Source organism: Numidum massiliense (genome assembly GCF_001375555.1).
Lineage (GTDB): Bacteria > Bacillota > Bacilli > Thermoactinomycetales > Novibacillaceae > Numidum > Numidum massiliense.
Genome location: NZ_CTDZ01000009.1, coordinates 221,843 through 234,890, shown reverse-complemented (window position 1 = coordinate 234,890; position 13,048 = coordinate 221,843). Strand labels below are relative to the sequence as shown.

Below are 13,048 nucleotides of genomic sequence, written 5' to 3'. Positions count from 1 at the left end.
CTAGCAACTTCCCCTCTCAAAAGTATCTTTCTGTTTCTCCACAAAATATGGAAACTACCTCAATAAGAATACCATGACACGGAGGAACTGACAACGGCTTACGATAGGCCGAGCAAAACAGCCGCCACGAGAAACACCGTCGCGATCCCGATCCAACCAGCAATTAACTTCCACACGAACTTTACCCAGCGCTCATACGGAATTCCGGCAACGGCCAAATAGCCCATTAACGCCGCCGAGGTTGGAATAATCGAGTTCGTAATCGCATCGCCGTACTGAAACGCTAATACGGCCACTTGGCGCTCAATGTTGAGCAAGTCTGCGAGTGGGGTCATGATCGGCATCGTCGTTGCCGCCTGCCCACTACCGGAAGGGATGAAAAAGTTAATCAGCGTCTGTACGACGTACATGCCGATCACGTTAAGTGTCCCCGGTAGATGACTAATTGTCGAAGCGAGCGAGTACACAATCGTATCGATAATATTCCCTTGCTCCAATACAACGAGAATCGCTCGCGCGAAGCCGACAATTAAGGCGCCGAATGCCACGAGACGCATCCCGCTGACGAAAGACTCAAACAGACGGTTGACGCCGAGGCCGCCGATGAGTCCCGACACGAAGCCCATTATAATGAAAGAAGCGGTCAACTCCGTCAAAAACCAATCCCACTCAAACACTCCGTACATGTTAAAGGCCAAACCGGCAACGATCACCAAAAATACGCCGATGTGGCGATAATTGAGCTTAGTGGCAACTGCTGTAGCGGTACTCGTTTCCCGCTCGCTTCTATAGGCCTGTTCGATGTCGTAAACAACGCTCCGCGACGGGTTCTGTTTCACCTTAATTGCATAACGCGTCACGTACCACATGCCGAACGATAAAAAAACGATATAGGCACAAAAACGGAAGCCGATCCCGGAAAAAAGCTGCACTTCAGCGATCGATTGAGCCACGCCGACAGTAAACGGATTCATCATCCCGCCGATAAATCCGCTCGCAGCCCCTAAGCTGACCATCGCCGTGCCGGTCACTGCATCAAACCCCATCGCCCGTGCGACAGCGATCCCAATCGGCACAAAAATGATCGACTCCTCGGACATCCCCATCGTGGCGCCACCAATCGAAAAGACGAACATCGTCGCCGGAATGAGTAACTTCTCCCGATTCTCCAAGCGGTGGACAGCTTTTTGAATTCCCGCTTCGATGGCCCCCGTTTCCCGAATAATACCGAAAGCCCCACCGACGAGAAAAATGTAAAAAATAATCGTTGCCCCTTTTTCCATCCCTTGTGGAATCGCTTTAAACAAGTCAAACAAGCCGACAGGGGAACTGTCCACCGCGTGGTAGCTATCGCCGACGACGACTGTTTTGCCATCTTCTTCAACCCGCTCGTATTCACCGGCGGGAACGACATACGTCGCGACCGTCGCTAACACAATAATGATGAACAAAATCGCATACGTGTGCGGAATTTTGAATCTCTTTTTTGTAGTTGCCTGTTTAGTTTGCGCAGTCGTTTGCATAACGTCACCTCGATCTTATTGGTTGGTTCTAGACTATTCGCTTAAAACGATTCGCTTAGCTACCCACTGTCGCACGCATCACTGTTAACTCATCCAACACACCCTTGTCAACATCCACGCCTAAGCCCGGCTTTTCCCGCATTTGCACGTATGGAAGCTCGTACGTCAAATTGCCGACGTCGCGACTAAACAGAAGCGGCCCGGTTAACTCACTGCTGCGAATATTTTTCTTCGCAGTCGCCACGTGCAAGCCAGCCGCTGAACCGATCGAAGACTCGACCATCGATCCGATTTGGCACGTCATCCCGGCCATTTCCGCTTGGTGTGTCAGCTGTACGGCCCGAAAAATGCCGCCACACTTCATCAACTTAATGTTCACTTTGTCTGCGGCGCGCTTCGCGATCACTTCCCGCATGTCGCGCGAGCCGCGCACCCCTTCGTCGACCATTACCGGCACCGTCGTCTGCTGTTTCACTTCGCGGAGCGCATCGAGGTCGTCCGCGGCGACCGGCTGTTCAATCCATGCAATGTCGCACGCTTTGATGCGCGCGAGCGCGTACAGCGCGTCGGCACTGTTTTCCCATCCTTGATTGGCGTCGACGCGCAGCGGGACATCTGTGCCGACCGCCTGCCGTACCGCCTTAATGCGGGCGATATCTTTCACTTTGTCCGTACCGACTTTTAATTTTAACACCCGGTAACCTGAGGCGAGTGCCGCCGTCGCTTCTTCCGCCATCTCGTGCGGCTCTTGAATGGAGAGCACTTTCGCCACCGCCAACCGCTGGCGGTATTGGCCACCGATTAAATTGTACACAGGTTGTCCAACCGCCTTACCCATTAAGTCGTAACAGGCGATATCGATCGCCGCTTTTGCTGCAGGGGCGCTGTAAATGCAGCTGTCCATCGTCGCGTGAATTTTTTCGATGTCAAACGGGTTTTTGCCGAGGACGGCTGGCGCGAGGGTGTGGCGAATCACTTCATACGTCCCTTCCCACGTCTCCCCGGTAACGTGTTCGTCGGGAACGGCTTCTCCGTACCCATACAAGCCGGTGTTTGTTTCGACTTTGACAATGAGCGACGGCATAACGTCATACGACTCATAACTGACGACGAACGGAATTTTTAACGGTAAGCGGATACCAAAAATACTAACTGCAGTAATGTGCAAAACAACTTCATCCTTCCCATACGTTTAATAGTTGTCGCTTTATAGTCGCTAATTGTCTTCTATAATATAGCGAATATTGGTCTCAAGTCAATATACAAAATCAAACGACAATGATGCGGCCATGGCGATCCTGTCCATGGCCGCTGTCGCCATCTGAAAACTTCATCTGAAAACTTCCCCCGGTCAATCTGCTGTCTGAAGTCTCGCTTGCCGCACATACGTTTTAAGCCATCGTGTCATCGGCTAGCTCGTAGACAGCGCGCGGTCGGCCGTGCTGGTACGGTTGCTCCTCCCCGACGACGTGAACGAACCGCTCTTCGTGTAACTTTTTTAGGATACGTTCTGCCGTCCGCCGGCTGACGCCTAAATAATCGGCTAACTGATGGGATGTAAAGCGCTCCCCGCCCCGCGCGCGGTTGAACGCTAACACTTTCGTCACATTGGACACACTTAACCGCGTCTGTTGCGCGATGCGCTGGATGTGTTTGTCTACGGTGCGCAAGTGATATTTTTTTCGATCCACCTCGCGTGTGACATTGAGTGGCCCGATGACGAGTTGCTCTTCCGTCACGATAAAGGCGCTGCTCATACCTTCTGTCTGTCTCGCGTGAGCTAGCGCAATTTGCGCGTGCTCTTCGGCGTCCTTCGCCGTCACCCCGAAGCCGAACCCGGCACGTACTGTCATTTGCAACGCTTCCTCTAGCGCGTACAAAAAGCGCATGTCGCGAAAGCGGTTCGTCACATGTTCAACCCCGCCCCGCGTACTGTACAACATCATTTTCCCTTTCTCTTCGTCGACATATTGCACCGAAGCGTTCATTCGGTTCGCAAACTGAGCCAGGGCACGCCGCATTTTATGTATGGCAGTTTTCGTATCGTCATGAGATTGTATATCGTCGTTAATTAGTGTATCTTTATGAGCTTGTGTACCGTCGTCAGTCTGACGTGCCGTCCGATCGAGCGCGACGATGCCGACCGCAATTTGCGCCCGTTTACTTTTTTCTAGCTGTCCGACCGCTTTTGCTCGCTTTAAACTTGCCATCATGTTTTCCTCGGAGTCGATCATGCGCACACAGTCGACACCTTTTGCTTTAAGTCGGTCGTACACGGCGTGGATACTCGTTAGCACGACATCCACTTTGTGCGCTTGCCACAACCGTTCGTGGACGGCCACAAACTGATCCACGTCGAACAATCGCCCTGTCGCACGGTCGTCAAAAATCCACTTGTAATCTTGTACATGTAAGGGTGTTTCCTGTATATCAAGTTCAGCCAACACGCGATCGACGTACTGTCGGTCTGGTATATCGATGGAAATTCTTGCAAGCGGTACGCGTTTGTGGTAATAAATGTGGAATAGCGACAACGTGACCATCGTTTCGTGAAACGGAATGGAAACTGCCGGAATGTCCACTTCTCGAATGGTTTGCTTTGCGAAAAAATAAGGCAACATTCCTGTAAATAAAAGCACATCACAGTCTGTCGCTTGTTTGAGGATCAGCGGCGTCTCTTCCGGATGACGGTAAACGTATGGCACGACAGTAAGATCCGTGACATTCTCCGCCAACGTTACTAGCCGATTTAAAAATTGTTCCGATCCGAAAGCCGCAATTTTGATCGTCACACCTTTTTCCTCCTACATTTAAAAATCCATCGTCATCAACCATCGCGATAAAAACTTGTCTCGAATCGCCCAAACGACGCGCAGCTGCGAACATGCGAACATTGGTGGATATTTTACCTTGCCTGCCAGCTTTTCTTTCACATAACCGACAGAGCCCTCGGCATATAGCTTCAAGGGAATCGTACCATTATTTCGCTTGTATTGCCAAAAGGTGTTTAAAAATAAGAAGCAGCTCCCCCGTCATTTGGGAGAGCTGCTCTAATCGTTACGTTATTGTACGTAATCCTAAGCTACTTATCCTCATCCTTCGCTTTTAGCACACTTAACGTACGCCTTCCTTCTTATTCGCGGTAAAGTAGAGGATCGCCGTGACGAGCGCAAACGCAGCTAGCGCCATCCACCGTCCGAACAACGGCTCACTCGACAAGTTGAGACCGACCGTTACGGCGAGGGCGATCAGCACCCCGAAGAGCGCCTCACCAGCGATAAAGCCGGATGCGAGCAAGATGCCCCGCTCTTGCTTACGTTTTAAGGCAAGTTCATCTTTTTCTCGCCACTCGATTTCGAAGCGGATCAGTCCCCCGACCATAATCGGTGCGGACAAGTGGAACGGCAAGTACAGTCCGATGGCAAACGGCAAGGAGCTCACGCCGAACAATTCGACGGCCAAACCGATCGCCATTCCGATAAAGACGAGGTTCCACGGTAAGTTACCATCCATGATCCCTTCCACGATCATGACCATTAACGACGCTTGCGGTGCCGGCAATTCTTTCGTACCAAAACCGTAGGCCTGATCGAGTAGCACTAAGACGAAACCGATCGTCACGCTAGAGATGAGCACGCCGTACAACTGCGCGATTTGCTGGTACTTCGGCGTCGCGCCGACGATAAATCCAGTCTTCAAATCTTGCGCTGTATCACCCGACAGCGCCGCGGCAATACAGACGACTGCCCCGACGATAATCGAGATAACCATCCCCGATTCACCGGTATAACCGAGACTTTTAAAGATGAGCGCGGTAAAAATTAATGCAGCAATCGTCATCCCCGATACGGGGTTGGTCGAACTGCCGACGATGCCGACGATGCGCGCTGACACGGTCACGAAGAAAAAGCCGAACACGAGAATGAGCAACGCCCCGGCAATACCGACCTCAATATGCGGGAAAAAGGCCAAAATGGCGATGAGCACGATCGTCAAAATGCCGATCGTCGCCAAAGAGATGTCTTTATCTGTACGCAAGTCGCTCTGTTCGCCAGCCGTCTTCGCAAAACCTTTGATCGCCGCACTAAAGGAGGAGAAAATCGTCGGTAACGTCTTGAGCAACCCGACAATGCCGCCGAGCGCGACCGCACCTGCCCCGATATAGCGCAAATAATTTCCCCAGATGCCCCAGTAATCTAGCTTACTGAGCGGTTCGGTCGCCGGGAAGATGGCATCCGGCACGAAACTTCCGAAATAACTAATGAGCGGAATAATGCCTAACCACCCGAGCACCGCTCCTCCGAGCATAAAGCCGGCAATGCGCGGGCCGACGATATAGCCGACGCCGAGCAAAGAGGGTAGCACATCCATGCCGACGGCCGCATTTTTAAACCCTGGAATTTGCCATTCGATTTCGGACGGGAACACCTTGAACCCGTCCATAATCGTCTTAAACAACGCCCCGATCCCGAGCCCGGAGAAGACGAGACGCGCACCGCTGCCGCCCTTTTCCCCGGCGACGAGCACTTCCGCACACGCCTTCCCTTCCGGATAAGGCAACGTCTCGTGTTCTTTCACGATAAGTGCTTTACGCAGCGGAATCATTAAGATGACACCGAGAATCCCGCCGGCGAGGGCAATAATGCCGATCGTCGTCAAACTGGGCTGCAGCTTCCAAATAAATAGCGCGGGAAGAGTAAAAATAACGCCAGCGGCTACCGACTCCCCTGTCGACGTAATCGTCTGTACGATGTTGTTTTCCAAAATTGATTGGCGCTTAATGATGCCGCGCAATAAGGCCATCGAAATGACCGCCGCAGGAATCGACGCGGACACGGTCATCCCGACGATCAATCCTAAATAGGCGTTGGCCGCTCCAAACAGAACCGCCAATATGCCCCCGGTGACGACCGCCACCCACGTCATTTCCGGCTGCGTCTCGTGCGCCGGAATGTACGGCTTAAATGATGAGTTGTCTTGCTGCTTGTCCATTATCGACACCTTTCTTCAGTATAATGCAACAATTAGTACGAAAGAAAAACAGCGGCTCTACTCCACACCTGCGCGTTGTGCTGCTAAACGCATAACGTGCGGCGATCCGCTATCCCTCCCGTCGTCGCGCCACCGCTAACCATTTTTTGTTAGGATGGCGTGCAACGATTTTTATAAATTATATCACACTAAAATTAAAAATGTAAGGATAACGATAAAGTTACATTCTTATTTCGCGATAAATATATTTATAAGGTGAAAACGTATTCAAAGGCATGCAATGGATGTTCAGGCAGTACTCCTAAGCGACGACGACGGTGTCGCGATACGGGCCGGTTTTTCCATAAAAAACCTCCCCACACGACCGTAGGGAGGTTTAAACTCGTAGTATATCGGTCATAAAAATCCGTTTCGTCATGTTAATTCGTTGTCATTTTAACTCGTTAAGGATGGATAAATCAACTAATCCATCGATCGCGTCCTCAGAAATATATCCCGCCTCTTTACTAATGCTGGCCATTTCCTTAATAACCGATTCATTCACGTCAGACGTGACGCGCATGCGCTGAAACGCGGCAGCTAATTGTTTCTCATCCAATTCTTTCCCCGTCAGTTGTTTGATGTGCGCGATGACGAGCTGTCGACTTTCGGCGGGGTGTTTTTGAATGTACTTCACCGCCTTTACATGAGCCTCTAGATAGCTGCGCACCAGCGATTTGTCGGCTAATATGTCATTCCGAGCGACGACGACCGTGTTTGTCGATTCTTCTCCCCAAGCGAACGCATCCCAGTCAAGAAGCAATTTTCCATCTGCCTGTTCTTCTAGTACACCGCCCCACGGTTCTTGTGTCGCCGCGCCATCGACCGATTTTTGTAGAAAAAGCGGGGCGGTATCGCTCGGTGCAGCCGCAAACAATTCGACTGTCCCACCGTTGGACGTCGTTTGAAGTCCGTCCGACTGCAAAGCCTTGCGGAGCATCACATCTTGTGTGCTACCGATGACTGGAATCGCGATCCGCTTGCCGTCCAACTGAGACAAGTCGTTAATCCCGCTGTCGCCGCGCACGACGAGAACAGCGCCACCGTTGACGGCCCCGGAAATAATGTGATAGTCCGGGTTTTTCACGTAAAAGTTGATGACTGGCCCCGGTCCTACCGTTCCGATGTCAATCGCCTTCGTCGCCATCGCTTCCATAAACAATCCACCGTTGTTGACCGTTTTCGTTTGAATAGCAACTTGATCCCCGAACGCCTCTTCGTAGTAGCCTTTTTCTAACGCCACGATCGTCGCGATGTGCGTTAAATTAGGAAAGTAGCCAATGGTCACTTCCTTTTTTTCGCCACTGTCGGTTTTAAGTGCATCGGCAGTCGTGCCTGCACAGCCGGTTACGGTGGCGATTAGCAGGAGAACCGACAACGCCAGGAACGGTAATCGCGAAAGCCTCCGTTTTCTGTAGACCATATCTTCTTCCTCCTCTTTTGCCTAAATTCGTTCCCTTTCTTCGTGTTCTTCGTGACTTCCGATGCGATAAACTTCAAGCCGCCTTAGCCGCCCCCCATTTCGCATGCACACGCCGCTCCATGCGTAGGAAAATGACGTTATCGATGACGACACCGATGATACCGATCACGATCATGACGGCGATGACGAGATCCATTTGACCGAGGGCACGGCCCATTTCCAACAGCTGACCTAATCCTTCCCCGGCTCCGAGCAATTCCCCAGCCATTAGCGCCCGCCATGAAAAAGCCCAAGCGGTGCGCATCCCGGAGATGAGCTGGGGAACCGCCGCTGGAAAAAGGACGGTCCGCAAATAATGGAAAGGGGTTGCTCCAAAGGTGTGCGCCACCCGCTGATAAAGTAACGGTACATGTTTAAACCCCGATGCGGCGTTTATCGTCATCGTCCACGTCGCCCCAAGGGCGACGATAAAAAGAATAGCCTCGTTGTTCAGACCAAACCAAATGATCGCCAGCGGAAACCAGACGATACTCGGAATGGACTGTAAAGCGGTAATGACAAAGCCGAGTGTGTCCTCCACCCACTTCGACCGCCAAATAAAGTAACCGAGACTTAACCCGACGAGGAGTGCAATGGTAAATCCGATTAACAAGCGACCGAGGCTTTTAGCTAGCGCGATCCACAATTGCCCAGTAAGAAGGCCGGAAAGGAGCGTATGTAAAACCTGCGTGAGCGGGGGGTACATCGAGTCGGGCAAGCTAGACATTTTAGGTGTGACTTCCCAAATCACCGCTAACATCGCGATAAAGAGGATGCGCCTCAAAGCAGTAGTCATCGCCCATTTCCTCCTTTACGACTTGCTCAATTTCTTCTTTGAGCAACGTAATAATTTGCTGTTCATAATAAAGAGTCACACTGTCTGGCGCAATCCCATCCCTTGCCGTAGGTACCCGTAATTCAGCTTTCATATGACCGGGACGCGTCCCCATGACGAGAATCCGCTCAGAAAGCTGAACTGCCTCCCGAATGTTATGGGTGACAAAAAGGATCGTCACTTGCGTCTTGCGCCAAATATTGAGTAGCTCGTGATGAAGGACAATCCGCGTTTGTTCATCTAACGCGGCAAAAGGCTCATCCATGAGCAACACATCCGGTTCCATAACGAGCGCGCGGGCGATGGCGACGCGTTGTTTCATCCCGCCAGACAGTTGATGCGGGTACGCATGGACATAGCGACTCAAGTGAACGGTCCGTAGCATCTCAAGCCCTTTTTCCCGGGCCTCTTTCTTCGGCGTGCCAATGCAGCGGAGACCGTATGTGATATTGTCTAGGACGGTGAGCCAAGGAAACAGGCCCGCCTCTTGAAAGACGACGACGCGATCGGGACCGGGTGCTGTCACAGGACGCCCATTCTTCAATATACGCCCTTGACTGCTTTGCTCTAGTCCAGAAATGAGGTACAACAATGTCGATTTTCCACAACCGGAAGGCCCGACAATCGATACAAATTCCCCTTTCTCCACTTCCAAGTCAATGTCTTGCAGTACATCTAACACGCCGGAACTCGTCTGCCCAAAAGACTTACTGACGTGTTCAAGATGTAAAAACATCTCCCCACCCCCATTCAGTCATCAATCCACAAACAAATCAGTCGACAAATACCTTTCACCCGAGTCCGGCGCAATACAAACGACGACTTGAGTAGGCGGAAGGCGTTTCGCTACTTGCATAGCCGCATATACGGAAGCGCCGGAGGAAGGGCCGACGAGAATGCCTTCTTCTTTTGCCAAGCGACGGACGGTATCGTATGCTTGTTCGTCGTCGATTTGGATGATTTCGTCGTAAACGGATCTGTTCAGGACGGGAGGGATAAAACCAGGACTCGTTCCGACGAGCTTATGCGAACCCGGCGCACCGCCAGATAACACGGGAGAACCAGCCGGTTCTACCACGTGGACCGTTACATGCGGGTAACGTTTTTTCAACGTTTCTCCTGTGCCTGTGACCGTTCCCCCCGTGCCAGCGGTAGCGATCAAAGCAGCTAGTTCTGTCCCGATTTCATCCATCGCCGCGATAATTTCTACAGCGGTCGTTTCCCGATGACTATCCGGGTTAGCGCTGTTTTCAAACTGCATCGGCATGAAGCTTCCCGGTATTTCTTTCAATAACCGCTGTGCTTTTTCAATCGCACCAGGCATTTTTTGCTCTCCGGGTGTTAAAACGACTCGTGCGCCGTATGCTTTAAGGAGGCGAATCCGTTCTTCTGACATCGTATCCGGCATGACAAAAATAGACCGATACCCCCGAGCCGCGGCGACCATCGCCAAACCGATCCCGGTATTCCCCGACGTCGGTTCAATAATTGTCGCTCCCTTTTGTAACAAACCTTCCCGTTCTGCGCGAATAATCATGTGGTATGCCGCGCGATCCTTTACACTGCGCCCCGGATTAAAGGATTCCAACTTGACATATACGTCGGCACCATCCGCAGGCCGCAGCCTCGTTAGCTTCACTAGCGGGGTGTTACCGATCAATTCGGTCACATTTCGGAATACCTGCACGTTCGTCACATCCTTTTTGTCCATCGTTCCATTTACTAACAATATTCGGATATATCGTCGGCGTTGACGATCGCCGTCAGTGACGCGAGAATATCATCCAACTGCGCCTGTTCAATCCACCTCGGATTCAACCGCACGTAATACCATAGTAAATAGGTGTGTATTATAAGTTTTATTTTATACACTAACATGACTTAATTTCAAAATCAACTGTTTTTTTCAAGGAAAAGCCCATGAAAAAACACCTCTACACGAGGTGCCCTCCATTACATAGTCCCTATATTAATTTATTATAATCTTGCGCCCCGTAGAAGCAGCGTAAAACAATGACCTCTTTCGCGGCTTCATCCACTTTATAGACATAGAACAGAAGCATTGCGCGGATTCAGTGAAACATTGAGACGTGCACCTTATTTCAAAACGTATACTTTTCCATGGGTGCGAACTTTCACACGACACGAGACAAAAAGTGGCTGACAAACCGTTCCGCATCCACATCGAGGCAGACGTCCATATTCGGCGTTACCACACGGTTCGGGCGACGGTCGGCGATCGTCCGGCCGAGCGACAACTCCCCTTCTGTGTCGACTTGCACGAACATCGGTGTCGTTTTTACGAACGACTCGTCGATAGCGACCCCGACAGCTAACGGATCGTGTAAGGCACACCCATCGATGCCGGGATAAAAATTTTTATAGGCATCCATGTAAAAATCGGTAATGTTAGCGAGAAAACGACTGAACGCGGTTCCTTCCTCCCGCCACCGCTGTAACTCGGTGCGTTTCAACAACGTCTGCATCGTCACGTCGAGGCCGACGAGAGTGAGCGGAGCGCCGGAGCGAAACACGTATTCCGCCGCCTCTGGATCCGCGTAAATATTCGCTTCTGCCATAGGAGTCGCATTACCGGGAACGGTAACCGCGCCCCCCATTACGACGACGCGCGCAATCGAGTGTGCAATTGCCGGTTCACGCATGAGCGCCGTGGCTAAATTAGTCAACGGACCGACAGTAATGACAGTTACCTGCCCAGGCAGCTGAGTCACTTGGTTGACGATAAATTCACTTGCATACTCGTATTTGTGCGTAATTTTCGGCGTCGGTAAGTGACTGTTGCCTAGTCCGTCGTCGCCGTGAACGTTCGTCGCTTTCCCCTTTAAATCGTCACGAAAAATTGGCTTTCCCGCCCCTGGCAACACCGGTATTTCCGGTCGCCCGCTCATTTCGAGCAACGATAGCGTATTGCGCGTCGCCTCCTCAACCGAAATATTTCCGAACGACGTTGTCACCCCTAGTACACGTAATTCCGGTGAGTGCAGCGCGTAACTAAGTGCTAGCGCATCGTCAATTCCCGTATCGACATCAATTATGAGCGATTTCATCGCTGTTCCTCCTTCACGGGTAGTTTGTCATCCATTCGCAAATTGCCGTTTTTCTTGCTGGAAGGATTGTAACCTTTTGGCACATCACATCCACCACCACTTTTTGATCCATCAAATAAACGCCCATAAAATTCAGCAAGAAAACGCTCTCGATCTACGTCGACGCAAACGGACGCGTTATGTCGTTCGCACTGTTTCAGACGCAAGTCGACAATCGTCGCCCCTAAAGAGAGCCACCCTTTCGTTTCAATTTTTACGTACATCTCCTCTTTTTGTACGAGCGTCGGATCGAGTGCGACCGCAACAGCTAGCGGGTCGTGTAATGGACCTGCCGTTACGTGCCCGTCGTCGTACGCCTTCAGACGAAAGCGCAGCAGTTGCGCGAGACAAGGGATTGCTTGTTGAGTTGTCGTAGCTAATTGTGCGAAATGTTCTTCGTCGAAGACGACTTTCCGGGGCACATCTAATAGACGTGCGACATCCAACGGCACTAATGTGATCGGACACCCGGACTCAAACACAAGATGTGCAGCTTCCGGATCCCCGTGCATATTCGCTTCCGACACGGGCGTAACTGTACCGGGGACGCGAACCGCTCCGCCCATAATAACGACTTCTTTTACCTTCTGCGGCAATCGCGCATCTTTTGCCAAAGCGAGTGCTAAATTCGTTAAGCGCCCGATGCAGACGAGAGTCATCTCTCCTGGGGCCGCATTCACCTTCTCCACAATAAAATCGGCCGCATGTGCGGCTAATGCCGTCCGTTTTGGCGGAGGAAGAACGACGTCTCCGAAACCATTTTCACCGTGAACGCGCGCAGCTGGTCCTTCCCAATTCCTAAGCAGCGGTCGCTCCGCCCCGGGGACGACCGGAATTTCGCGATGCCGAGCGGCCAATTCGACTATTTGCAACGTGTTGTACGTCGCCTGCAGCACCGAGACATTGCCATAGCCGGTCGTTATACCTTCTACGACGGCGTTGGGAGAATGGAGCAAATAAAAAATAGCTAACGCATCGTCAATTCCAGTGTCGACATCTAAAAGAATCCTTTTCTGCTCTTGCATCGCGCTCACTCCCGTTCTGAAATAATTAGCTAGTTGCTATAAAATGAAATCTTCCTACCTCTATT

10 protein-coding genes are annotated in these 13,048 nt (G+C 51.4%); all 10 read right to left on the bottom strand.

The features are described from left to right. Positions 1 to 98: 98 nt before the first annotated feature. The 10 genes from BN1247_RS01670 to BN1247_RS01625 all read right to left on the bottom strand — a co-directional run bounded on the left by BN1247_RS01670 (position 99) and on the right by BN1247_RS01625 (position 12,983). Entirely contained in the window at positions 99 to 1,523 is a 1,425-nt protein-coding gene (locus BN1247_RS01670) for a YfcC family protein (protein ID WP_054948833.1), read from the bottom strand. A 55-nt stretch (positions 1,524 to 1,578) separates the two neighbouring features. Further along, positions 1,579 to 2,691: a mandelate racemase/muconate lactonizing enzyme family protein gene (locus tag BN1247_RS01665; protein WP_054948832.1), complete on the bottom strand. Its 1,113-nt coding sequence runs from the start codon at positions 2,689 to 2,691 to the stop codon at positions 1,579 to 1,581. A 223-nt stretch (positions 2,692 to 2,914) separates the two neighbouring features. After that, the gene (locus BN1247_RS01660) at positions 2,915 to 4,315 is read right to left on the bottom strand and encodes a GTP cyclohydrolase IIa (RefSeq protein WP_054948831.1); all 1,401 of its coding nucleotides are present in this window, start codon (positions 4,313 to 4,315) and stop codon (positions 2,915 to 2,917) included. A 322-nt stretch (positions 4,316 to 4,637) separates the two neighbouring features. Continuing rightward, positions 4,638 to 6,515: an OPT family oligopeptide transporter gene (locus BN1247_RS01655; protein ID WP_054948830.1), complete on the bottom strand. Its 1,878-nt coding sequence runs from the start codon at positions 6,513 to 6,515 to the stop codon at positions 4,638 to 4,640. Between the two features lie 430 nt (positions 6,516 to 6,945). Then, on the bottom strand, positions 6,946 to 7,977 hold the full coding sequence (locus BN1247_RS01650) for an aliphatic sulfonate ABC transporter substrate-binding protein (RefSeq protein ID WP_054948829.1): 1,032 nt from the start codon (positions 7,975 to 7,977) through the stop codon (positions 6,946 to 6,948). 73 nt (positions 7,978 to 8,050) lie between these two features. Then, a complete protein-coding gene (locus tag BN1247_RS01645; protein ID WP_054948828.1) occupies positions 8,051 to 8,812 on the bottom strand; it encodes an ABC transporter permease in 762 nt (253 codons plus the stop codon). Further along, complete coding sequence (locus BN1247_RS01640) at positions 8,745 to 9,587, bottom strand: ABC transporter ATP-binding protein (protein WP_054948827.1); 843 nt, start codon at positions 9,585 to 9,587, stop codon at positions 8,745 to 8,747. The genes BN1247_RS01645 and BN1247_RS01640 overlap by 68 nt, the downstream gene beginning before the upstream one ends. Before the next feature lie 21 nt (positions 9,588 to 9,608). Next, positions 9,609 to 10,538, bottom strand: coding sequence for a cysteine synthase A (gene cysK / locus BN1247_RS01635; protein WP_054948826.1), 930 nt, complete (start codon positions 10,536 to 10,538; stop codon positions 9,609 to 9,611). A gap of 448 nt (positions 10,539 to 10,986) precedes the next feature. After that, entirely contained in the window at positions 10,987 to 11,919 is a 933-nt protein-coding gene (locus BN1247_RS01630; protein WP_054948825.1) for a nucleoside hydrolase, read from the bottom strand. Then, positions 11,916 to 12,983, bottom strand: a complete 1,068-nt coding sequence (locus tag BN1247_RS01625) for a nucleoside hydrolase (RefSeq protein WP_054948824.1) — start codon at positions 12,981 to 12,983, stop codon at positions 11,916 to 11,918. The genes BN1247_RS01630 and BN1247_RS01625 overlap by 4 nt, the downstream gene beginning before the upstream one ends. Between the last annotated feature and the right edge of the window lie 65 nt (positions 12,984 to 13,048).